The organism is Arthrobacter sp. 05T423, from assembly GCF_056396245.1.
Window position 1 is genome coordinate 23,449 of sequence record NZ_JBFTLC010000039.1, and the last position, 22,411, is coordinate 45,859.

General features: G+C 67.5%; 22 protein-coding genes and 1 pseudogene. 16 read left to right on the forward strand and 7 right to left on the reverse strand.

Annotated features, from left to right (window positions below; translation table 11 throughout):
• The first annotated feature begins 83 nt into the window (after positions 1-83).
• The 3 genes from AC1DFE_RS21170 (at position 84) to AC1DFE_RS21180 (ending at position 3,196) form a co-directional block, all read left to right on the forward strand.
• Positions 84-1,088, forward strand: coding sequence for an aldo/keto reductase family protein (locus AC1DFE_RS21170; protein ID WP_476907824.1), 1,005 nt, complete (start codon positions 84-86; stop codon positions 1,086-1,088).
• A gap of 8 nt (positions 1,089-1,096) precedes the next feature.
• Positions 1,097-1,948 carry an SDR family oxidoreductase gene (locus AC1DFE_RS21175; protein ID WP_476907825.1) on the forward strand — a complete coding sequence of 284 codons (852 nt, stop codon included), beginning with the start codon at positions 1,097-1,099 and terminating at the stop codon, positions 1,946-1,948.
• 120 nt (positions 1,949-2,068) lie between these two features.
• The gene (locus AC1DFE_RS21180; RefSeq protein WP_476907826.1) at positions 2,069-3,196 is read left to right on the forward strand and encodes a sulfite oxidase; all 1,128 of its coding nucleotides are present in this window, start codon (positions 2,069-2,071) and stop codon (positions 3,194-3,196) included.
• A 26-nt stretch (positions 3,197-3,222) separates the two neighbouring features.
• Here AC1DFE_RS21180 and AC1DFE_RS21185 read toward each other — a convergent pair whose 3' ends face one another.
• The gene (locus AC1DFE_RS21185; protein WP_476907827.1) at positions 3,223-3,996 is read right to left on the reverse strand and encodes an SDR family NAD(P)-dependent oxidoreductase; all 774 of its coding nucleotides are present in this window, start codon (positions 3,994-3,996) and stop codon (positions 3,223-3,225) included.
• A gap of 32 nt (positions 3,997-4,028) precedes the next feature.
• Positions 4,029-4,853, reverse strand: coding sequence for a sugar phosphate isomerase/epimerase family protein (locus tag AC1DFE_RS21190; protein WP_476907828.1), 825 nt, complete (start codon positions 4,851-4,853; stop codon positions 4,029-4,031).
• Positions 4,854-5,043: 190 nt separating this feature from the next.
• Here AC1DFE_RS21190 and AC1DFE_RS21195 point away from each other — a divergent pair, with 190 nt between their 5' ends.
• The 6 genes from AC1DFE_RS21195 to AC1DFE_RS21220 all read left to right on the forward strand — a co-directional run bounded on the left by AC1DFE_RS21195 (position 5,044) and on the right by AC1DFE_RS21220 (position 10,584).
• Complete coding sequence (locus tag AC1DFE_RS21195) at positions 5,044-6,381, forward strand: MFS transporter (protein WP_476907829.1); 1,338 nt, start codon at positions 5,044-5,046, stop codon at positions 6,379-6,381.
• 59 nt (positions 6,382-6,440) lie between these two features.
• Positions 6,441-7,328: a transketolase gene (locus tag AC1DFE_RS21200; RefSeq protein ID WP_476907830.1), complete on the forward strand. Its 888-nt coding sequence runs from the start codon at positions 6,441-6,443 to the stop codon at positions 7,326-7,328.
• Entirely contained in the window at positions 7,325-8,344 is a 1,020-nt protein-coding gene (locus tag AC1DFE_RS21205) for a transketolase family protein (RefSeq protein WP_476907831.1), read from the forward strand. Before AC1DFE_RS21200 ends, AC1DFE_RS21205 begins: the two co-directional genes overlap by 4 nt.
• 133 nt (positions 8,345-8,477) lie before the next feature.
• Positions 8,478-9,134 (forward strand): GntR family transcriptional regulator, encoded by a 657-nt coding sequence (locus AC1DFE_RS21210; protein WP_476907832.1) that lies wholly within the window; start codon positions 8,478-8,480, stop codon positions 9,132-9,134.
• 138 nt (positions 9,135-9,272) lie between these two features.
• Positions 9,273-10,166 (forward strand): glycosyltransferase family 2 protein, encoded by an 894-nt coding sequence (locus AC1DFE_RS21215; protein ID WP_476907833.1) that lies wholly within the window; start codon positions 9,273-9,275, stop codon positions 10,164-10,166.
• 34 nt (positions 10,167-10,200) lie between these two features.
• A complete protein-coding gene (locus tag AC1DFE_RS21220; RefSeq protein ID WP_087872834.1) occupies positions 10,201-10,584 on the forward strand; it encodes an RNA-binding S4 domain-containing protein in 384 nt (127 codons plus the stop codon).
• A gap of 39 nt (positions 10,585-10,623) precedes the next feature.
• Here AC1DFE_RS21220 and AC1DFE_RS21225 read toward each other — a convergent pair whose 3' ends face one another.
• Genes AC1DFE_RS21225 through AC1DFE_RS21235 form a run of 3 tightly spaced genes read right to left on the reverse strand, consistent with a single transcriptional unit; the run spans position 10,624 to position 13,486 of the window.
• Positions 10,624-11,274, reverse strand: a complete 651-nt coding sequence (locus AC1DFE_RS21225; protein WP_476907834.1) for a dihydrofolate reductase family protein — start codon at positions 11,272-11,274, stop codon at positions 10,624-10,626.
• Positions 11,271-12,986 (reverse strand): DUF4389 domain-containing protein, encoded by a 1,716-nt coding sequence (locus tag AC1DFE_RS21230; protein ID WP_476907835.1) that lies wholly within the window; start codon positions 12,984-12,986, stop codon positions 11,271-11,273. The genes AC1DFE_RS21225 and AC1DFE_RS21230 overlap by 4 nt, the downstream gene beginning before the upstream one ends.
• Entirely contained in the window at positions 12,983-13,486 is a 504-nt protein-coding gene (locus AC1DFE_RS21235) for a hypothetical protein (RefSeq protein WP_476907836.1), read from the reverse strand. Before AC1DFE_RS21235 ends, AC1DFE_RS21230 begins: the two co-directional genes overlap by 4 nt.
• 252 nt (positions 13,487-13,738) lie before the next feature.
• Here AC1DFE_RS21235 and AC1DFE_RS21240 point away from each other — a divergent pair, with 252 nt between their 5' ends.
• From AC1DFE_RS21240 to AC1DFE_RS21250, 3 genes are all read left to right on the forward strand, one after another.
• Positions 13,739-15,259, forward strand: coding sequence for an amidohydrolase (locus tag AC1DFE_RS21240; protein WP_476907837.1), 1,521 nt, complete (start codon positions 13,739-13,741; stop codon positions 15,257-15,259).
• A 107-nt stretch (positions 15,260-15,366) separates the two neighbouring features.
• Positions 15,367-15,984 carry a uracil-DNA glycosylase family protein gene (locus AC1DFE_RS21245; RefSeq protein ID WP_476907838.1) on the forward strand — a complete coding sequence of 206 codons (618 nt, stop codon included), beginning with the start codon at positions 15,367-15,369 and terminating at the stop codon, positions 15,982-15,984.
• Between the two features lie 25 nt (positions 15,985-16,009).
• On the forward strand, positions 16,010-16,963 hold the full coding sequence (locus AC1DFE_RS21250; RefSeq protein WP_476907839.1) for a prenyltransferase/squalene oxidase repeat-containing protein: 954 nt from the start codon (positions 16,010-16,012) through the stop codon (positions 16,961-16,963).
• 9 nt (positions 16,964-16,972) lie between these two features.
• Here AC1DFE_RS21250 and AC1DFE_RS21255 read toward each other — a convergent pair whose 3' ends face one another.
• Together AC1DFE_RS21255 and AC1DFE_RS21260 are read right to left on the reverse strand one after the other, a co-directional pair.
• Positions 16,973-18,268, reverse strand: a complete 1,296-nt coding sequence (locus AC1DFE_RS21255; protein WP_476907840.1) for a type II toxin-antitoxin system HipA family toxin — start codon at positions 18,266-18,268, stop codon at positions 16,973-16,975.
• Entirely contained in the window at positions 18,265-18,579 is a 315-nt protein-coding gene (locus tag AC1DFE_RS21260; protein WP_476907841.1) for a type II toxin-antitoxin system Y4mF family antitoxin, read from the reverse strand. Before AC1DFE_RS21260 ends, AC1DFE_RS21255 begins: the two co-directional genes overlap by 4 nt.
• Positions 18,580-18,782: 203 nt before the next feature.
• On the opposite strand from AC1DFE_RS21260, the gene AC1DFE_RS21265 reads away from it, so the two are divergent.
• The 4 genes and pseudogenes from AC1DFE_RS21265 to AC1DFE_RS21280 all read left to right on the forward strand — a co-directional run.
• Entirely contained in the window at positions 18,783-19,499 is a 717-nt protein-coding gene (locus AC1DFE_RS21265) for a FadR/GntR family transcriptional regulator (protein WP_476907842.1), read from the forward strand.
• Between the two features lie 77 nt (positions 19,500-19,576).
• Positions 19,577-20,638 (forward strand): asparaginase, encoded by a 1,062-nt coding sequence (locus tag AC1DFE_RS21270; protein ID WP_476907843.1) that lies wholly within the window; start codon positions 19,577-19,579, stop codon positions 20,636-20,638.
• 9 nt (positions 20,639-20,647) lie between these two features.
• Entirely contained in the window at positions 20,648-22,081 is a 1,434-nt protein-coding gene (locus tag AC1DFE_RS21275; protein ID WP_476907844.1) for an aspartate ammonia-lyase, read from the forward strand.
• 92 nt (positions 22,082-22,173) lie between these two features.
• Positions 22,174-22,411, forward strand: a pseudogene (locus AC1DFE_RS21280) (amino acid permease); the annotation flags it as partial.

Below are 22,411 nucleotides of genomic sequence, written 5' to 3' on the forward strand. Positions count from 1 at the left end.
CTGTGATCCGGACAGTGGCAGGCTGCGAGATAAGCTGCGGGCATCCCTTACCCTGAGCAACCATCTCCGCTAGCGTGAAGCCCATGGAATTCAGATACCTCGGAAACAGCGGCTTCAAGATTTCGGAAATCACGTTCGGCAACTGGCTGACCCACGGCTCCCAGGTGGAGAACGACGTCGCCAGCCAGTGCGTGCGGGCGGCGCTGGACGCCGGCATCAGCACCTTCGATACCGCGGACGTCTACGCCAACACCGCCGCCGAAACCGTTCTGGGCGAAGCGCTCAAGGGCGAACGCCGGCAGTCAATCGAGATCTTCACGAAGGTGTTCGGCCCCACCGGCCCCAAAGGCAAGAACGATCTCGGCCTGTCCCGCAAGCACATCATGGAATCCATTGACGGGTCCCTGAGCCGGCTGCAGACGGACTACGTCGACCTGTACCAGGCGCACCGCTACGACTTTGAAACGCCGCTCGAGGAAACGATGCAGGCGTTCGCGGACATCGTCCGGCAGGGAAAGGCCCTGTACATCGGGGTCAGCGAGTGGACGGCCGAGCAGCTCCGCAACGGTCACGCCCTGGCAAGGGAACTGGGCTTCCAGCTGATCTCCAACCAGCCGCAATACTCCATGCTGTGGCGGGTCATCGAGGAGGAGGTGGTTCCGGCGTCGGAGGAGCTGGGCGTCTCCCAGATCGTCTGGTCCCCCATGGCGCAGGGCGTCCTGAGCGGCAAGTACCAGCCCGGACGGCCCCTCCCGGAGGGCAGCCGCGCCACCGACGACAAGGGCGGCGCCAAGATGATCCAGCGCTGGATGCGGGACGCCGTCCTGACCGCGGTGCAGGAGCTGCGGCCGGTCGCCGAGGAAGCCGGCCTGACCATGCCGCAGCTGGCGGTCGCCTGGGTGCTGCAGAACCCGAACGTCGCCTCCGCCATCGTGGGCGCCTCCCGGCCGGAACAGGTGGCCGACAGCGCCGCTGCCGCCGGCGTGCGCCTTGAACCGGACGTCCTGAAGAAGATCGACGCCGCCATCGGTTCCCTCGCCGAGCGTGACCCGGCCCAGACAAAGTCCCCTGCCACCCGCGAGGCCTAGGAGGGCCCATGACTGCACTTCCAGACCTTGCCGTCACCGGCGCCACCGGTGTTCTGGGCGGCATGGTGGCCCGTCAGCTGTCCGACGCCGGGTTCTCCCAGCGCCTGCTGGTCCGCGACCCCCGGCGGGCACCGGAACTGGAGGACGCGCCGTCGGTGCCGGTCAGCTACCGGGACCCGGCGCTGTCCCGAATGGCACTGGAAGGGGTCAAGGTCCTGTTCATGGTCTCGGCGGCGGAAGCGCAGGACCGGCTCCAGCAGCATTACGCCTTCGTGGACGCCGCCGCGCAGGCCGGTGTGCAGCACATTGTGTACACGTCCTTCTTCGGTGCGGCGCCCGAATGCACCTTCACGCTGGGCCGCGACCACTATGCCACCGAGGAGCGCATTCGGGCCTCCGGCATGGCCTTTACGTTCCTGCGGGACAACTTTTACCTGGACTTCCTTCCCATGCTGGCGGGAGAGGACGGCGTCATCCGGGGGCCGGGGGGCGAGGGCGTCATGGCCGCCGTCGCGCGGGAGGACATTGCCCGGTCCGCGGTGGCCGTGCTGCGTGACCCGGCCGTCCACTCCGGCGCAACGTACAACCTGACCGGGCCGGAGGACATCTCGCTGGCGCAGGCATCCGCGGTGCTCACGCGTGCCACGGGCAGGACCGTCACGTACCACCACGAAACCGTGGAGGAGGCCTTCGCCTCCCGCGCCTCCTACGGCGCGCCGGGGTGGCAGGTGGAGGCGTGGGTCAGCACCTACACGGCGATCGCCGCCGGCGAACTGGCCGGGCCGACGTCGGACGTTCGCGGGCTCACGGGGCAGGACCCGCTGGCGCTGGAGGGATTCGTGAAGCTGCCGCAGCTCTGACGCGTTAATCAGCGGCTCTTGACGGGCTGTTGACCCTCAACTGAGTGCGGCGTAAACCTGTGAGGAGGAGCACGCCTATCAGCAGCTGCACCCCGCAGCACCGAGCAGAATCGCAAGGCCATGTCCAAGCTGATCTACCGCCGCCGCCCGTCCGCCCGCCCTGTACCGCAGTCCGCGCTAACCGGATTCCATTCCAGTGAACCCACTCATGGCCCGATCACCAGGGAAGAGCTGCAGCTCGCGGTGCGGAACCACTCGATGCCGCTCGAGGCGCTGCGTGAGGACGTGACGCCGCCCGGGCTGCATTACGTGCTCACGCACTTCGACATTCCGCAGGTCACCGGCGCGTGGCACCTGCGGATCGGCGGCGCCGTGGAGCGGGCAATGGAACTGAGCCTCGCGGCACTCAAGCGGGATCCGGCCATCAGCGTCCAAGTGACCATGGAATGCGCCGGCAACGGGCGTTCGCTGCTGAGACCGCGCCCGCTCAGCCAACCCTGGACCCTGGAGGGCGTGGGAACAGCTGTGTGGACCGGCGTTCCGCTGGCGTACCTGCTCGCCCAGGCGGGTGTCGAGCCGGAGGCAGTCGAGGTGGTGTTCACCGGCCTTGATACCGGAATCCAGGGCGGTGTCCGGCAGCAGTACGCCCGGAGCCTGCCCATTTCGGAAGCCTCGCGGGCCGACGTCGTCCTTGCCTACAAGATGAACGGCAGCGAACTGCCGCCGCAGCACGGCTATCCGCTGCGGCTAGTGGTCCCCGGCTGGTACGGCATGGCCAGCGTCAAATGGCTGCAATCGATCCAGGTGGTCACGGCCCCTTTCACCGGCTACCAGCAGTCGGTCGCGTACCGTTACCAGCACGACGCTGACGACGCCGGCACCCCGGTTTCACGGATCCGGGTCCGGTCCCTCATGGTTCCGCCGGGCATCCCGGACTTCTTCACCCGCCGCAGGTACCTGTCCCGCGGCCCCGTCATGCTCCAGGGCCGGGCGTGGTCCGGCGAGGGCACCGTGACCAAGGTGGAGGCCGGCATCGACGGCAAGTGGGTTCCGGCCCAGCTGGACAAGCCTGCCGGCGCCTTTGCGTGGCGCGGCTGGAGCCTGCCCTGGGTGGCCGACCCCGGCCACCACGAACTGGCGTGTCGTGCCACCGACGCGACCGGTGCCACCCAGCCTCTGGAACAGCACTGGAACTACCAGGGCATGGGCAACAACACGGTGCAGCGGGTGCGGGTCATCGTCGAATAGCCTGCTGAGCCTTGGCTGGCGTCCCCCTAGTGCATGTGGCTTCCGCCGTTGATGTCGATGGTGGTGCCGGTCAGGTACGCAGACTCGTCGGAGGAGAGGAACGTGATGACGGCGGCCACTTCTTCGGCGCTGGCATTGCGGCCCAGCGGGATGCCGGCGTTGATGGCGGCTTCCTGTTCATCGGTGCTGCCGACGCGGATGTTGGTGTCCACTGCGCCCGGGGTGATGGCGTTGACGGTCACACCGGAATCCCCGAGTTCGCGGGCGAGTGCCTTGGTGAAGCCGAGGATGGCGGCCTTGGCAGCGGAGTAGGGGACCTTGCCGAAGACGCCGCCGCCGCGCTGCGCGGAAACGGAGGACATGTTGACGATGCGGCCCCAGCCGTTGTCGATCATGGCCGGCAGGAAGGCCTTCGTGACGAGGTAGGTGCCGGTGGAGTTCACGGCCATGACCTTGTTCCAGAGGTCAAGGGTGGTTTCCAGGAAGGGCACCGGCGAGGTGATGCCGGCGATGTTGGCCAGGGCGCCGACTGCGGGAAGGGCACCCCTCCCGACCTCGGCTGAAACTGCCCCGTAGGCGGCGTTGACGGAGTCCTCGTTGGCGACGTCGATCTCGTAGCCGAACGCCGGGACGTTGAATTCGTTGCCGATTTCGGTGGCGACCTTTGCCGACTTTTCGCCGTCGAGGTCCAGGATCACCACGCCCCAGCCCTGGCTGGCGTAGCGGCGGGCGGTAGTGATGCCGATGCCCCGTTCCGAAGTGGCTCCGGTGAGGACGGCGGTGCGCTGAATAGCGGACATGATTCTCCTAGGTAATTTTCTTTGTGGGTGGATCAGATGAGGTCGGTGATGAATCTGGCTGCCTTGGCTGCGGCGGCCGGGCGTTCGTCGCGGGTGATGTCCCGGGTTTCGAGTTCCAGGCTGAAGTGCCCGGTGTAGCCCTGTGCCGCGAGGTCCTGCAGCCCGGCGGCGAAATCAGCGTGGCCGTTGCCGATGCTGAGGTTGATGTTGCCGGGCACGGCATCGCGAAGGTGCACGTGGGCTATCCGGCCCTCGTGGCGTGAAAGGTACTCCAGTGGGTCCTCGCCGGCGGCGACGATGTGACTGAAGTCCATGACAATTCCGACGCCGGAGCCCGCCAGCCGGCGGGCCAGCAGTTCGGCGCGTTCCAGGTTCCAGCAGAACCGCAGGAAGTGCAGTGACTCGGTCCAAAGTTCGACGCCGAACTCCGCCGCGCGTTCCCCCGCCCGGATAAGTTGCGCCGCGACGGTCTCCAGATCCTCCTCGACGCTCCGGACCGGCTCGTGGCTCAGCGCACCGCAGGGAAGGACCAGTGCTTTGGCTGCGGTTTTCGCGGTGAGGGAGAGCAGGGCATCAAGATGAGTGTCCCGTGCGGCCTGCCGGCCGGCGTCGAGCACTGCATTCAGGTCCCCGATGTCCCCGTTGACGGAACGCACCCGCAGGCCGGAGGCGCGAACGTCACTGGATACGGCTGAAACCGCGTCCGCGTCGAGCTCATACGGAACGTGGTCGCACACGCCGGGAAGTGCGCCAAGGTCGATCTCAGTGAAGCCGAGCCCGGCGATGGTGCGCAGGGCTGTCGGCAGATCCTCGTGGCGGAAGCTGATGGATGAGCACCCGAGTCGGGAATGGAACATCGTCATTGATCCTCTGGTTGCGCCCGGCAGGCGGTAGTGATGGACACCACACTAAAGGAATCGACTGTTAACAGTCAACCTCCGACGGTGACTGTTGACAGTCAGCATGACGCCCGTCACACTGGGACGTATCTTGTTAACAGTCGACAGCGCTGGAGCTTCTTCAGCCGCTCTTCGAAAGGGAACCACCATGAGCAACGAAGCTCTGACCATGCGGGGGCCGGTCCACGGCACCAAGGACGCCCGGCGGGTCGCCATCGGCTCGGGCGTCGGCGCCGTCATCGAGACCTACGATTTCATCGGCTTCGGTACCGCGGCCGCCCTGTACTTTGGAACCGCGTTCTTCCCCACCGGTGACCCGGTAACCGGAACGCTGGCCGCCTTCGCCACGCTCGGCGTCGGCTTCGCGGCCCGACCGCTGGGCGGCATCATTGGCGGGCATCTGGGCGACAAGGTGGGCCGCAAGCCCGTCCTGGTGGCGTCCCTGATCCTGATGGGTGTTGCCACGTTCCTGATCGGGCTGCTGCCCACCTACAGCCAGGTGGGCCTGCTGGCTCCGGCGCTGCTGGTGTTCGTCCGCGTCGTCCAGGGCCTGGCTTTCGGCGCCGAATGGGGCGGAGCCATCCTGATGAGCTACGAACACGCGCCGTGGAAGTCCAAGGGCAAGTACACGGGCATCGTCCAGGCCGGCTTCCCGGTGGGCCTGCTGCTGGCCAACCTGGTGTTCCTTTTTAGCGTCCAGCTCGGTGGCGAGCTCGCCTGGCGCATACCGTTCCTTGCCAGCATTGTGCTGGTGATCGTCGGCCTGATCATCCGTTCCAAGGTCCCCGAGTCCCCCGTGTTCGATGAGGTCAAGGGCCACGGCGAGATCGTCAAGTCCCCCATCGTTGAGGTCATCAAGACGGACTGGCGCAACATCGTGAAGGGCATCGGCCTGCGCATCGCCGAGACCGCCGGTTACGCCGTGTCCATCACCTACATGATTTCCTACCTCAACGGCCAGCACCTGGCCGACAAGACCCAGACCCTGGTTGCCCTGTGCATCGCCTCGGCCATCGGCATCTTCGCCACCCAGGCCTGGGGCCGCCTGACCGACCGGATCGGCCGCCGCCCCATCTACGTCTGGTCCTGCGCCTTCGCCGCACTGTTCGCCATTCCGATGTTCCTGCTGGTCAACACCGGCCTGTTCGTCTTCATCATCGCCACGATCGTGCTCTCCTACGCCGTTTGCCAGAACTCCCTCGCCGGAGCCCAGGGCGCCTGGTTCCCCGAACTCTTCCAGGCCAAGACCCGCGCCTCCGGCGCCTCGCTGGCCTACCAGATCTCGGCCATGGTCTCCGGCTTCACCCCCTTCATCACCACCCTGCTGTTCGTCAGCTTCGGCTGGATCGGCCCGGCTTTGCTGTTCGGCCTGTACGCCCTCATCGGCCTCTGGGCAGCCTTCGCCACCCGGGAAACCTGGGGCAAGCGGGAACGCCAGCTGGCCGATGAAATCACCAAAAGCACCCCCCAGTCGGTGAGTGCCTGATGACCACCGTCCACGAGACTAGCCCGCACGAACTGCACACACTCCCCCGGAAGGAACGAATGACCCAGGAAACCGCCTCAGAACGACTCGAACGGGCCGGCGGCCGCGTCGAAAAAATCAGTGCCGCCGCCTACCGGATCCGGCACCACGCCCTGAACATGGGCGAGGTCCAGGGCCAGGGCTACGTGGGCCAGGCCCTGGGAGCGGCGGACATGCTCGCCGTCGTGTACGCCGACCAGCTCCGCTACCGCGCCGAGGATCCACACTGGGAGCAGAGGGACCGGTTCCTGCTCTCCACCGGGCACTACGCCATCGGCCACTACGCGGCCCTCGCCGAGGCCGGCATCGTCCCCGTCGAGGAACTCGAAACCTACGGCTCCGACGACTCCCGGCTCCCCATGTCCGGAATGTCCACCTACACCCCCGGCATGGAAATCTCCGGCGGTTCCCTGGGCCACGGACTGACCATCGCCGTCGGCATGGCCCTGGGCCTGCGCTACCAGGGCTCCAGTGCCAGAATCTACAACTTCCTCTCCGATGGGGAACTTGACGAGGGCTCCACCTGGGAAGCCGCCATGGGTGCCCACCACCACCAGCTCGGCAACCTCACCGCCATGGTGGACATCAACGCCCTGCAGGCCGACGGCAAGACGGACACCGTGCTCCGCACCGAACCCATTACCGAAAAATGGGAAGCCGCCGGCTGGTACACCCAGCGGGTGGACGGCAACGATGTTGCCGCACTGCTCGCCGCCTTCGACAATGCCGCAGACCAGGCCGCCACCACCGGACGCCCCTCCGTGATCCTCTGCGACACCAAGGTTGGCCGCGGCGTGCCGCTGCTGGAGGAACGGGAAAAGGCGCACTTCATGCGCATCGAAGAACACGAATGGCAGACCTGCCGCGAACAGCTCACCGCCGGTTATGAAGGAAAGGCTTCAGCATGAGCGCCACCACCGAGGCTCCCGACACTACAACAGCCGCGAAGCCGAAGCTGAAGACCTCGGCCATGATCGCGTCCTTCGCCGATCCGGGCCAGAAGACCGCGTCCGCCCCATTCGGGCACGCCCTGGTGAAGGCTGCGCAGGAAAACGACAAGATCGTGGGCCTCACCGCAGACCTCGGCAAGTACACGGACATGCACATCTTCTCCAGGGCCTTCCCCGAGCGGTTCTTCCAGATGGGCATGGCCGAACAGCTCCTCTTCGGCGCGGCGGCCGGCCTCGCCGAAACCGGCCTGGTGCCGTTCGCCTCCACGTACTCCGTATTCGCTGCCCGCCGCGCCTACGACTTCCTCTGCCTGGACGCGGCCGAACCCAACCTGAACGTCAACATCGTGGGCGGCCTCCCCGGACTCACCACCGGTTACGGCCCCAGCCACCAGGCCACCGAGGACATGGCGATTTTCCGCGGCATGCCCAACCTGACCATCGTGGACCCCTGCGACTCCCTCGACATCGAGCAGGCCGTCCCGCAGCTCGCGGCCAGCGAAGGACCCACCTACCTGCGCCTGCTCCGCGGCAACGTGCCCACGGTCTTGGACGAGTACGATTACACGTTCGAACTCGGAAAGGCCAAGGTCCTGCGCGGGGGCAACGACGTCGTCTTCGTCTCCAGCGGACTCATGACCATGCGCGCCCTCCAGGCCGCCAAGGCGCTGGAGGCACACAACGTGGACGTCGCCGTCGTGCACACGCCCACCATCAAACCGTTCGACGCCGCCACCGTCCTGGCTGAGATCAACACCGACCGCCTGGCCGTGACGCTGGAGAACCACAGCGTCATTGGCGGGCTGTTCGAAACGGTGGCCTCCGCCGTCGTGACCGCAGGGCTTGGCAAGCGGGTGGTGCCGGTGGCGCTGCCGGATGAATTCCTCGATGCCGGAGCCCTGCCCACACTGCACGAACGCTACGGCCTGTCCGTCCAGCGAATCGTGGCGAAGGTACTGGCGGAGCTCGGCTAAAACCCTGTTCGGCTCCGCCGGAGCGCAGCCACGGCAGGAGGGCTGGGAAAACAGCTTGCCCAGCGCTCCTGCCGTGGCATCATTGTTAACACGGTGACTGTAGACAGTTGACCTCTGACCTTGGGAGAATCCGATGGCCGCGACAGCAACCCTTCTGGGGCTGGAGAAGAAAAGCCTCCGCGAGCAGGCGCTGGCCGCGCTGCGCACCGCCATCACCAGCGGCGCGCTAGAGCCGGGCCGCCACCTGGTGGAAACCGAGCTGTCCGAGATGCTGCAGATCAGCCGCGGAACGCTCCGTGAGGCGTTGCGGCAGCTGCAGCAGGAAGGCCTGGTGTCCGCGGGCGCCCGCGGCAGGCTCTCCGTCCGCCACCTGGATGCCAAGGAAATCCGCGACATCTACTCCGTCCGGGCCGCCCTGGAATCCCTGGCAGCCCGCACCCTCTGCGAACTGCCGGACCGCCAGCACGTCATCGGGACGCTCCGCGCAGCCATCCAGGTGATGGAGGCGGCCACCCACGGCACGCTGGAGGGGCGGGTCGAATCCGACCTCGACTTCCACCGCACCATGTGCCGCCTCACCGGCAACGAGACCCTGCTGCACTCGTGGGAATCGCTGGAAGGGTCCATCCGGATGTCCATCATGTTCGCCGGGCTCGAAAAGGGCGTGCGGAACATGAGCGTGGAGCGGCACAACGACATCGTCGCCGCCATCGAGACCGGCGACGCCACCCTGGCCCGCAACACCATCCGCGAACACATGGACTCCGCGGCAGCCGTGCTGGTCGCGTAGTTTCCCGCGCATCAGACCTACATCCAGGTCCGCACCGGCCGGGTACCAGTATTCCCTCAGCCCTGTTTAGCCAGCGGCAGCCGGGGGTATCTGAACCAGTGCACCGAACGTAACTGTCGTCTCGGAAGGGCGCTGATCATGGGTCGCCACACATCTGCCAACTGGGCCTCGGGCCAGACAACCGGGAACGCCGCACTGGACATCCTTATCCCCACCTGCAATCGGCAAGCCGAACTTGCCGTCACGCTCGCCGGGCTGGCCGCGCAGGACGGCCCCGTCTTCCGGCTGGTGATCAGTGACCAGTCGGACGGACCCGCTGCCTGGGAGCACCCCGCCGCGGGCAGCCTGCTCCGGGTCCTGCGCGCCCAGGGCACCGCCGTCGAACTGCACCGTCACCTGCCCCGCCGCGGCCTTGCCGAACACCGCCAGTTTGCATTCGAGCAGGCCCAGGCGGACAAAGTGCTGTTCCTTGATGACGATGTTTGGCTCGAACCGGGCGCGCTGGCCAGGATGAGTGACGCCCTCGATACCCTGGGCTGCGGCTTTGTGGGCATGGCCCCTCAAGGACTTTCCTTCCTGAATGACCGCCGGCCTGAGCAGACCGGGACCTTCACGCCATGGCAGGGGCCGGTGACCCCGGAGCGCATACGTCCCGGCGAGGACGGCTTTGAACGCTGGCCACTGCACAGCGCAGCCAACCTGAGCCATGTCAGCGCGGAGCTGGAGCTCAAGTCCGGACAGTGGATTCCGTACAAGGTGGCCTGGCTGGGCGGATGCACGATGTTCCGCCGCCAGGCCCTGGAGGACGCAGGCGGCTTCAGGTTCTGGACCCAGCTGCCACCCGAGCACTGCGGCGAGGACGTGGTGGCCCAGTGGCGGGTGATGGAAAAGTTCGGCGGTGCCGGCATCCTGCCCACGGGCGCCGTGCATCTCGAATCCCCCACCACCGTCACGGACCGTCGCGTGGAGGCCTTCGACATCGTGCTGGCGGACGGCCCGACTGCGGTGAGTTCCGCCGCGCCCGACGCCTAGGTCCGCTACGGCCCGGCTATACTCGGCTCCAGTCATGAGCAGCCTTCCCTCAGCCCCCAGCACCGTACGCGTCGACGCCTGGCTCTGGGCCATCCGCGCCTACAAGACCAGGTCCGCCGCCACGGCCGCCTGCCGCGCAGGGCATGTCCGCATCAACGGGAACCCGGCCAAGGCCTCGCAGTCCCTGGTGCCCGGCGACACCGTGCGCGTCCGCCAGCCCGGCTACGAGCGGATCCTTGAAGTGCGCCGGCTTATCGCCAAGCGCGTGGGTGCAGAGGCAGCGTCGCACTGTTTCACGGACCATACCCCGCCGCGGCCCGTGGCTCCGGCGCTCGGGCTGCCGCAGCGGGACCGCGGGACCGGCCGGCCCACCAAGAAGGACCGCCGCGAAATGGAGCGCCTGCGCGGACTGGGTTGAGAGCCGCCCGGGCCGACGGTGATTTGGGCCGGCAGCGCATCAGTCCTTGACCTGCTCCCTGCCTCCCTGCACCTCGAACTCCCCTACCTCCATGTCGGCGGAACCGAAGGCGGCGGGCAGCAGGGTCAGGTGGACGGCACCGGACGACGTCGCCTTGCTGCCGGCAAGGGTGAAGGCCGACGGCGTGACCCCGGGTTCGAAGAGCCGCTTGCCCTGGCCGAGGACCACCGGGAAGATGATCAGCCGGTACTCGTCCACCAGGCCGGCGTCGTGCAGGGCCCGGACCAGTTCGTGGCTGCCGTGGACCTGGAGCTCCCGGCCCGGGCCGGATTTGAGGTCGTCAACGGCCTCGAGGAAGTTCGCGGGGAGAATGGTGGTGTTGTTCCACGTTGCCTCGGTGAGCGTTGAGGACACCACATATTTGGGCAGGCTGTTGAGCGCCCTGGCCACGGCGTCGTCCGGGTCGGTGACCTGCTCCCAGTAGGGCTGGAACATCTGGTAGGTGGTGCGGCCCAACAGGATGGCGTCGGCTTCGGCGAACCACGCATTCACGATCCTGCCCATGTCCTCGTCGAAGAGCGGCACCACCCAACCGCCGAACTCGAATCCGCCGCTGGTGTCCTCGTCCCTTCCGCCCGGGCCCTGCATGACGCCGTCAAGGCTCACAAAGGTGTGGACGGTGAGTTTCATGATGGCCCTCCTGGTGGAGTTTGTGGGCTGGCGGCCTGGGGTTCGCCTGGATCAACGGGTCCCATGTCCAGCCGGAACGGAGGATACTCATCCCGCATCAGTGCAACGTATGCCGCGACGCGGTAAACCCAGCGGTTGAGGCCGATCAGCAGGTCGAACAGGCTCCGGAGGTACCTGCCCGTAAACAGCAGGATGACGCCGGCAATGAAGGCCAGGAGCGTCAGGAGCGAGACCGCGTTCCCCGCCGTGTAGCCGCTGGCGGCGTCATGGTCAGATGTGACCACCCAAGTACGCGCTGTTCCGGCGAGCACAGCCACAATCAGGAGGTGCGGGATGGCGAGCAGCCAGGACTTTACCAGCACCAGGCCGCGCGAGAGGTGGTCCGGATAGTCGACGTCAAAGTCGGCCGGATAGTCGGTGCGGGCCAGGGTGAACGGAGGGTAGCGGTCCGTGCCGATCGCGGTGAAGGCGTAGAAGGACACCCGCCAGCTCCAGCGCAGCACGCCCACGTTGAAATTGAACAGGGAGTGCGGGTAGCGGGCGGTGAACAGGATCGCGAACCACGCGACGATGCTGGTGATGATCAGCGCGAACCAGAGGAAGAACAGGACGATCAGGTGCGGGATGGCCAGGAACCATTTGACCAGCCACATCCACCGGGACAGCGCCGGATCCACGTGGCCGGTCAGCCGGGCCGGGTACCTCGGGTTCTCGAGGAGGTCGACGACGCCGGGCGGCGGCGGTGCGCCCGCCCCGCCACCGGGTGCAGGGTAGCCAGGGGCCGGATACCCCGGAGCCGGGTAGCTGGCTGCGGCATAACCAGGGGCCGGGTGCGGACCCGGCTGCATGCCCGGAGGTTCTGCGCCCGGCATGCCTGCGCTGGCGAACGGCCCGGTGGCGCCGGCAGCGGCAGGAGGTCCCGCCGTCGGGGTTCCCCCTGGCGGGGCGGGCCCTGCCAGGGGATGGCCCGGCGGATAGTGGCCGGGATGATACTGGCCCGGCGGATACTGCGACGGGGGATAGTGCGGCGGCGGCCCGTGCCGTCCCAGCCCCATGGCGCCTACAACAATCAGGGGGACACCGATGACCAGCAAGACGATCCCCGCGATGAGCAGCCACAGGAAGAGCGGCAAGAGCAGGTCGGAGCGAACTCCGGCCTGGAGATCCACGGAGACCGGGGCGCTGGAGTCCGCATTCATGACCACCACGGTCCATCTGCCGGGGCGGATGTCCCATTTGAGTTCCTGCGTGCCGGTGCCTTCGGCGGACGCCGCCCAGAAGTTCTGGCGTCCGGGGCGGGCAGGGATCCGCGTCCCCGGCACTTCGGTGTAATCGACCCTGTAGGGCCGCAGATTCAGTTCCCGGATCTCGGAACGCTTGACGCCCTCGAGATAACGCGCGGCATCCTGTTGCGTTGCGACGCCAATGAATATCCCCTTGCCCGGGCTGGCTGCCGCTCCGCGGAGCAGGATGCTGCCGGCCGTTTCCGAAGGAATGACGTCCGGCAGCCTGCCGCTGACCATGACGTCCAGCCCTGCGGTGGTGATGGCAGAAGATGCTGCGTCGAACCGGTGCGGCTGGGTGGTGAAGTAGCCTTCGTCGCGTTGCTGGAAATTGAGCCAACCCACCCCCGCTGCGCCCGCCAACAGCCCCAGTCCCAGGAGCGCGGCGATCGTACCGAGGACGAGCATCACCATGCGGCCAGGTTTCATGCCGGTTCCTTATCCCGGGTCCTGCGGCGGGCTGGCACCCGTGGTTCGCCGGTGCGTGATTTGGCGGTGCGTGATGGGGCCTTGTCTTTGTGCTCGCCGTCCGGGTGCTGGTGGTCACCGTGTCTGTGGTCAGGGTGCTTGTGGTCAGGGTTCTTGTGGCCACCGTGCCCGTGAGTGAATGAGGGGTGCGCATGAATGCCCGGCCGGGGGTCCAGAATGCTAAGCCGGCACGGTTTCTCGGACGTGCCTTCGCCGCTGAGTTGGGTGAGCTGGGCAGGATCATGGAGCGCGGTAATAGTGTCCATCGCGGCACGGGCCGTCGACAGGTCCAGAATGATTTCCTTGCCCGGCAGCAGGGTCCTGGCACGCCGCGCAACAACATAAAGCGCCCGGATGTTGGCGGGCGTCAGGGTTCCGCGGACCTCGATGCATGCGCGCTCCATGTTCGCGTCGATGTGGACGACGACCTTGAGGCGGTGATGGCTGGTGGTGATGTCCATGGCACTCACGTCCCCCGGGCGGGCAGTCGCTGCCCAAGTCGAATCGGCCGGTACGCATAATGGGACCGGACATTAACGTTCATATGGCCAACGCCTCCCCGACTTCCTTGTCGGTACCGTGTCACGTCCAGAATGCACCTTCCGTGCCAGCGCTGGGAAGAGTCCGTTGCGCGGAGCCCCGGCGGTGCGGGCGAACGAATGGCGGCCGCGGCGCGGGTTGGTGCCGGCCGGATACCTGCCTAGCCTGTTCGTATGCCTTCCAACCAGGACGATCCGGCAGCCCAGGACCCGACGCCCGCGGACATGGTGCTCGCGTCCGTCCGGCTGCCCGGCGACACAGCGTCCTCCAACATCCACATCCGCAACGGACATGTCTCGGCGGTCACCGCAGCCGGAGAACGCCCCGGAGCTTTCCCGGTAGCGGATGCCCAGGTGCTGGACCTCGGAGGACGTTTCGTCGTTCCCGGCCTGTGGGACGAGCACGTCCACATGACGCAGTGGGCGCTGGCCGCCAACCGGATCGACCTTTCCGGCGCCGCCTCGGCGAGCGCCGCCGTCGAACTTGTCCGGAAGGGGATTGCCACGGCAGGCGGGACCATGACAGTGGTGGGCGCGGGCTTCCGGGACGCGGTCTGGGACGACGTCCCCAGCGTGGAAATGCTCGACGACGCCACCCGGGGAGTGCCCACAGCCCTGATCAGCCACGACCTCCACTGCGTCTGGCTGAATTCCGCGGCCGCACGGCTGTACGGGGTCCAACTCCGGGCAGACGGCCTGCTCCGGGAGGAGCCGGCATTCGCCGTCACGCGCGAACTCGGAAAGCTGCCCGACGACGTCGTGGACGGCTGGGTCCGCACTGCAGGGCAGGAGGCCGCCGCCCGCGGTGTGGTGGGCGTGGTGGATCTGGAGATGACGTGGAACCCCGACGTCTGGCTGCGCCGGATGACCGGTGGATTCCGCTCCCTGCGCGTCGAGGCGGGCGTGTATCCGGAGGACCTGGAGCGGGCCGCTGCTGCGGGCCTGCGGACGGGGCAAATGGTCGACGGCGGGGCGGGACTTCTGCGGATAGGTCCGCTGAAGGTGCTCATCGACGGTTCCCTCAACACGCGCACCGCCTTCTGCGTTGACCCGTACCCGCACGGCGGGCATGGCATCCTGACCGTAAGCGAAGCGGAGTTGGTTGCCCTTCTCGCAAGGGCCCGGGAGACGGGCTTCGTGCCGGCAGTCCACGCCATTGGCGACGGCGCCAACAAGGTTGCTCTGGATGCTTTCGCCGAAGCCGGGACCGGAGGACGGATCGAGCACGCCCAGTTTGTGCGGCGTGAGGATTTCGCCCGGTTCGGCGAGCTCGGCCTGACGGCCAGCGTCCAGCCCGTGCACGCCCTTGACGACCGCGACGCCGCTGACTCGAACTGGGCCGGCCGGACCGACCGGGCCTTCCCGCTGCGTTCGCTGCTGGACGGCGGAGCGAGGCTGGCGCTCGGTTCCGATGCACCGGTGGCTGCGCTGGATCCGTGGTTGGCGATGTCCGCCGCGGCCGCACGGGCGCGCAACCATGGCCGCGGCCCCTGGCACCCGGAGCAGGCCCTGAGCAGGGAGGAAGCGCTGGCCGCCTCGACACGGGGGCGAGGCCGGATCCGGGCCGGGGATGTGGCGGATATCGCTGTGCTGGATGCTGATCCCCTTACCGTGCCAGATGCCGTGTTCGCCACCATGCCCGTCGCTGCAACTCTCGTGGCTGGCCGATTCACGTTTCGGGACGCAGGGGTTTAGGCCTCCTGCTGGGTCGTCGGAAACTCCCCCACCCACCCTTTCCGTCAAAAGCGTAGAGTGGCCTAAGACGCCTGATTCTTGGACGCCATGCAGCTAAGGGAGAAATCGTGACGATTGACTGGGACGAAAAGAAAGCCCTGCTACAGGAACCGAACATCGCAGCAGTCACGCAGCTGTGCGATGAACTCATGGAGAAGAAGCCGGGATCGACCGTTCCTTACATCGACCCCGTCCATGACGAGGATGAATGCCGGATTGTCAGCCTCCAGGTCAGCCCGGGCAAGGGAACCGAGTCCGGCTTCGTATCCCACTTCAATGACGACGAGGCCGCCCGGCGCGCCACCCAGATCTACGAGCTCGCCGAGCTGGACCCGCGCTACGTCATGCCGTGGAACGCCTACCCCTGGGTGCGTGACCCCGATATGCCCTCGGCCCTCAGCGTCCAGGAAAAGACAGACGGACTGCGCCCCTTCCGGCAGTTCATGAAGATCAACCGGCGCGTCTCGGCCATCATTGCGCACGGGACCGACGCCGCCACCTTCCTGACGCTCTTCGAGAAGACCTACCACTACTCACTCAAGAACAACGGCATCAAAATCTATAAGGCCAGCGCGCTCGGCGGGCGGGCCTTCGCTGTTTCCGAGGCCAAGCAGGAAGAACTCCTGACCAAGAGCGTGGACGTCTACAAGGACGCCATGCAGCGCGCGGGCATCCAGCACCTTTAGCGCCCGGTTGCCGGCGGATTACCACGTGCTGGACTGGCTTCTGGATGCCGATCCCTCGATCCGGTGGCAGGTCCTGCGCGACCTGACGGATGCGCCTGCCCAAGAGGTTCGCGCCGAACGTGCCCGCCTCGCTTCTGAGGGCTGGGGTGCCCGCATGCTCGCCCTGCAAGGCGACGACGGCCAGTGGGACGGCGGCACGTTCTTCCCGGTGCCATATGACGGCTCCGAGCCGGGCCAGCCGTGGACTGCCACCACCTACAGCCTGCTTCTCCTGCGCGACCTCGGCCTTGACCCCGGCAGTGAAGCAGCCCGCGCCGCGGTGCGGAAAGTCCGGGAGAACAGCCGGTGGGAGGAAGGCGGCCAGCCGTTCTTCGACGGTGAGGTGGAACCGTGCATCAACGGCAAGGCCGTGGCCCTCGGAGCCTACTTCGGCGAGAACGTCGACGGGATCGTCCGGCGGCTCCTCAGCGAACAGCTCGACGACGGCGGCTGGAACTGCGAGGCGGAGCGGGGGTCGGTGCGCTCGTCCTTCGCCACCACCATCAACGTTTTGGAAGGGCTGTTGGAACACGAGCGGGCCACCGGCGGAACTCCAGAGTCCATTGCTGCGCGGAAGCGGGGCGAGGAGTATCTGCTGGAACGTGCGCTGCTCCGCCGAAAGAGCACCGGGGAGCTGGTGGACCCGGACTGGCTGCAGTTCTCCTACCCGACCCGCTGGTTCTATGACGCGCTCCGCGGCCTCGACTACTTCCGGGACGCGCACTCGCAAGACACGGGGGGAACCCCGGACACCCGCGTTGCCGAAGCCATCGGGCTGGTCCGCTCAAAACAGCAGCCCGACGGGACCTGGCAGCTGGAGAACACCCACCCGGGCCGCATCCACTTCGCCATGGAGGACGGTGACGGCCGCCCCAGCCGCTGGAACACCCTTCGCGCCCTGCGCGTGCTCAGATGGTACGACGGCGGGCCGTCTCTTTAGGTTTGGCCCCTACCCTTCCAGCAGCCTCCGCCGGTGTTTGAGCTCCTTGACCCATGCCCGGGTGACCATGCCCGGAAAAGGCGAGGCGCCGCCGTCGGCCGTTGAAACGGTGTCAGTTGGGGCTGCCGCGGTTGCCGCAAAGGCCGTCCCCGATTCCAGGTCCGCGAGCAGCGGGCCGGCGGCCTTCAGCGCCAGATCCACCGCCTGCGCCGACGTGCGTTCGGGCAGCCCAAGGCCCGTGGCCCAGGCCAGAAAGTGCTTGCGGGAGATGCCGCTGCGCTTGCCTCCGAGCGTCAGGGCGAGCGTCTTGTCCCCGTAAACCACTGTGGAGGGGATGTCGTAGACGGGTGCGATGGACCATTCCCCGTGCGGCTGCTGCACCATGGACACGTTCTTCGCATGTAGGTCGCCGTTGCCGCTCAGCAGCGCGAAAGCGGCCTGGATGGCGAGGTTCCGCAAGGCCGGCAGCGGCGCCGCGCAGTATTCGGCGAGCGCATGGCACACCGTCCCGAACCCCACGTTGTACTTGTCCGCCGGATACAGCTTCAGCACCTGCGCGCCGTCCTCGACGGCGAGGCGCTGCACCGCGTCCGGTGCACTTTCCGTAGCGGCCGCCGCACTCCCGCCCGCCGTCCCGCCTTCCAGCGGCACGCGGTCGAAACGTTCCACCAGCAGCCCGGGCCGGCCGGCGACGTCGCGCATGAGCTGCACCCGGCTCAGCGGAATCCGCAGCTTCGCCGCGTAGCGGAACATGATGAACTCGTTCTCCACCACGTGCGGGAACTCTGGGGCGTTGAGTTTGAGGATGAACCGGCGCCCGGCGCTGGCCACGGGCATGGAGATCATCCCGGCGGACAGTTTGTCCTGCACGCCGGCAAGGGCCACCGGATCGATCAATCCCGAGTCGCCCAGCAGCTCGTCGAAGTCCACAGGCTTGCGCGGGTCCACCTCGACGGCGTGCTCCTCCGGGTCCAGCGGCTCACCGTGGCCCACGATCTGCACGTCGCCCACCGGGTTGCCTCCCGCGGCGATGAGCAGCGAGAGGTCATCATCCGCGCTGGTCTTGATGGACCGGCGCAGCGCGTTCAGCCGGCGGCCCTCCGGAAGCAGCCCGGTGAAGTACGGCGGGGCGGCCCCTGCCCCGGAGAGCACCGGTTCCGCTGTGAGCGGCAGGGAACTCGCGACGGCAGGGCGGGCGCTCTGCAGGTAGGCCGGAAGGTAGCTGAACCTGGTGCCGCCGTCGTGCCGTTCCAGCCGGGCGGCCAGCACGCCCCGCTTATAGATGTCGGCGATGCGGTGCCTCACGGCTGATGCCTCCGTTTGCTGGGTTCGTCACCTTCCAGCGGGACGTCCGACGGCGGGGTGTCCGACAGCGGTTGGGTCACCAGGGCGCGGGCGGCCGCGCTGGTGCGGGTGGTGAGCTGCAGCTGGAGCCCAAGCGTGCCCAGCAGGGCTAAAAGGGTGTCCAGCCGGAGGGTCGGCTTGCCCTGCTCCACAAAGCGGACGAAGCGCTCGGAGACGCCGGCCATGTCGGCGAGGTCCTGCTGGCTCAGCCGGAGGTCGGCGCGCCGGGCACGGACAGCGGCGGCGACCTCAGCGGTGAAGGGGTTGGCCACGGCGCCTCCTCAACAGTTAGGAACGATCGTGCCGGTTTGCCCGTACTTTTCACGCTACGCCCGATGCCTCCACCAACACAAGCTCGAATCGGAACGAGCGTACCGAGCAGGCCTCCCGCTCCCCGAGTACCCAGCCGGTCACGTCCCAGCAGTCTCGATCCTGCAGTTGACACGTCCCTGTGACCCGTGCCATATTCTTAATCGTGAACCTGTCAGACAGCCGGACAGCCGGACCACTAAGTGGAGTGAGCACCTCTCCGCTGGCGCGCCTCAGTGCAGCCGAAGCTGTCTTCAACGCCATCCGCGGGGACATCCAGAGCGGCACGCTGGCGGTCGGCGCCAAGCTCAGCTCCGAAGCTGCCCTGGCCTCGCAGTACGGCGTGAGCCGATCGGTGATCCGCGAGGCGCTGCGCTCCTGCACGGCCCTCGGCCTGACCCTGACCAAGACCGGCCGCGGCACATTCGTCGTTGCCGATCACGTGGCGAACGACCTCGTCCTGGGCCAGTTCTCCGCCCGCGACCTCACCGAGGCCCGCCCGCACATCGAAGTCCCCGCGGCAGGCCTCGCCGCCGAGCGCCGCACCGCCGAGGACTTGGAGATCCTCCGCGGCATGATGGCGTCCATGGCAGTGGAGACCGATCCCGAAGCGTGGGTCGCCCTCGATTCCAGCTTCCACGCCGGCATCGCCCGCGCCAGCGGCAACAAGGTGTTCGAAAGCGTGGTGGCGGACATCCGCGACGCCCTCGCCCACCAGTCCGAGACCCTCAACATGGTGGCGGACCGCCAGCACGCCTCCGACGTCGAGCACCGCCTCATCCTGGACGCCATCGAAGCCGGGTCCGCGGCAGACGCCAGCGCCGCCATGGCCGGGCACCTGCGTGCCGTCGGCGAAGCCCTCGACTCCATCCTTAGCCCCTAGGGGCGCCAGCTTCCGCTGGCACCACAACTCCTCCACGCCACACCTAACTCAAGTCAACACGCAACCCAGAGGACGCCATGCCTTCCCCCGCCATGCCGGCAAGCCATTCCCCTTCCGCACCCGCCGCAGCAGCAGCGATCCTGCCGCAGCACGAACCCCTGGCCGTCCAGACCCGCGACGGACTGGTCGAAAGCGTCCACTACGGCTCACTGATCGCCACCGCGCCCGGCGGCCGCACCCTGCTCTCCGTCGGCGAACCCCAGGCTGCGTTCTACCCCCGATCTTCACTCAAGCCCCTGCAGTCCGTGGCGATGGTCCGGGCCGGGCTGGACCTGCCCGCCGACCTGCTGGCCCTCACCGCTGCAAGCCACTCCGGCGCAGCCCGGCACCTCGATGGCGCCAGCCGCATCCTGGAACTGCACGGCCTCACGCCCGCGGCCCTCGAGAACAGCTCCGACCTCCCCTATGGCGTCCGCGAACGCGAGGAGTACCTGCGTGACGGCGGCCAGCCCACTCAGCTGGCACAGAACTGCTCGGGCAAACACGCCGCAATGGCCGCCACCTGCGTCATCAACGGCTGGCCGGTGCATGGCTACCTCGACCCCTCCCACCCGCTGCAGAAGCTCGTCGCTGAAACCGTCACCGAACTGACCGGCGAGGAACCCGCCGGCATCAGCACCGACGGCTGCGGCACGCCGCTGTTCGCCCTCACCCTTGCCGGCATGGCCCGGGCCTTCGGCCGCCTTGCTTCCGCCGAACTCGCTGATGGCGCTTCCGCCCCCGAAAGCCCGGAAGCCGCCGTCGCACATTCCATGCGCCGCCATCCGGAAATGGTGGCAGGTGTTGGCCGCGACGTCACGGAGCTCATGCGGCTCCTGCCCGGCGCCCTGGCGAAGGACGGCTTCGAAGGCATCCAGCTGGTGGGCCTTCCGGACGGACGCGCCGTCGCCATCAAGATTTCCGACGGCGGTGACCGGGCCCGCATGCCCGTCACTGTCCGCGCGCTGGAAGCACTCGACGTCGACACCTCCGCCCTTGCGGGCATCGCCACCGGGGCGGTCCTCGGCGGAGGCCGCCAAGTGGGCCTCCTGCAGGCCACAGATTTTTCCTCCCTGTCCCCGACCGACGACGTTCTTTAAGGACTGCACATGACCGAAACCCAGACCCTGCCGGATGCCCAATCCCTGTCCGCCGTGCGCTCCGAGCACGACCTGCTCGGCGACCGCGATATCCCCGCCGGTGCCTACTGGGGCGTCCACACGCTCCGCGCGGTGGAAAACTTCCCCATCACGGGGCAGCCGCTCTCCAGCAACATGCACCTGGTCCGCGGCCTCGCCGCCGTGAAACTGGCGGCGGCCAGGACCAACCTGGAGCTCGGGCTCCTGGACGCCGAACGCGCCGCGGCCATCCAACAGGCCTGCACCGATGTGATGAACGGCGAGCTCAGCGAACAGTTCGTCGTGGACGTGATCCAGGGCGGCGCCGGAACGTCGTCCAACATGAACGCCAACGAGGTCATCGCCAACCGGGCGCTGGAAGTCCTTGGCCACCCCAAGGGCGATTACGCCCGGCTGCACCCCAACGACCACGTCAACCTCAGCCAGTCCACCAACGACGTCTACCCCACGGCAGTGAAGCTCGGCACTATCTTCGCTGCCCGCGAGCTGCTCGCGGCGCTGGCGGAACTTGAGGACGCCTTCGCGGAAAAGGCGATGGAGTTCCGGACGGTCGTTAAAATGGGCCGCACCCAGCTTCAGGACGCCGTTCCCATGACCCTGGGCCAGGAATTTGGCACCTACGCGGTGACCATCGGGGAGGACCGCCAGCGGCTGGCCGAGGCCGACCTGCTGATCCACGAGATCAACCTCGGCGCCACCGCCATCGGCACCGGGCTGAACGCCCCCGCCGGCTACGCCGAGGCCGCGTGCCGGCACCTGGCCGAAATCACCGGGCTGCCGCTGGTCACCGCCGTCGACCTCATCGAGGCCACTCAGGACGTGGGCGCGTTCGTCCACCTGTCCGGCGTGCTCAAGCGCGTGGCCGTCAAACTGTCCAAAATCTGCAACGACCTCCGCCTGCTGTCCTCTGGACCGCGCGCCGGCCTCGGCGAGATCAACCTGCCCGCCGTCCAGTCCGGATCCTCCATCATGCCCGGCAAGATCAACCCGGTAATCCCGGAAGTGGTCAGCCAGGTGGCCTACGAGGTCATCGGCAACGACGTCACCATCACCATGGCCGCCGAAGCCGGGCAGCTCCAGCTCAACGCCTTCGAACCGATCATCGTGCACAGCCTGCACAAGAGCATCTCCCACCTCCAAGCAGCCTGCCGCACCCTCACGGCCCGCTGCGTCCGCGGCATCACCGCCAACACCGAACACCTCCGCCTCACCGTGGAGCAGTCCATCGGCCTTGTAACCGCCCTCAACCCGCACCTCGGCTACGCCACCGCCACCGCCATCGCGCAGGAAGCCCTGGCCACAGGCCGCGGCGTCGCCGAGCTGGTCCTCGAACACGGCCTGCTCACGGAAACCCAGCTGCGGGAACTCCTTAGCCCCGAACGCCTGGCGAACCTCAGCAAGTAAACAAGCCGCCCCCTAACGTCCGGCCGGACCCCATCCCGGCCCGGCCCACCGCAAGCTCCACTCCCAAAACCGGAAACCAAAAGGATCCCCCGATGTCCAACTCCCCACAGGGCGCCGCCTCGAACGCGGCGGTCACTGACCATACGGTCCCGGCCCAGGCACACGCCACTGAAAACCTTCTCCATGCCGAGGACAAGGGCTACCACAAGAGCCTGAAGCCGCGGCAGATCCAGATGATCGCCATCGGCGGCGCGATCGGAACCGGCCTGTTCCTCGGCGCCGGCGGCCGGCTCAACGCCGCCGGGCCGTCCCTGGTCATCGCCTACGCCG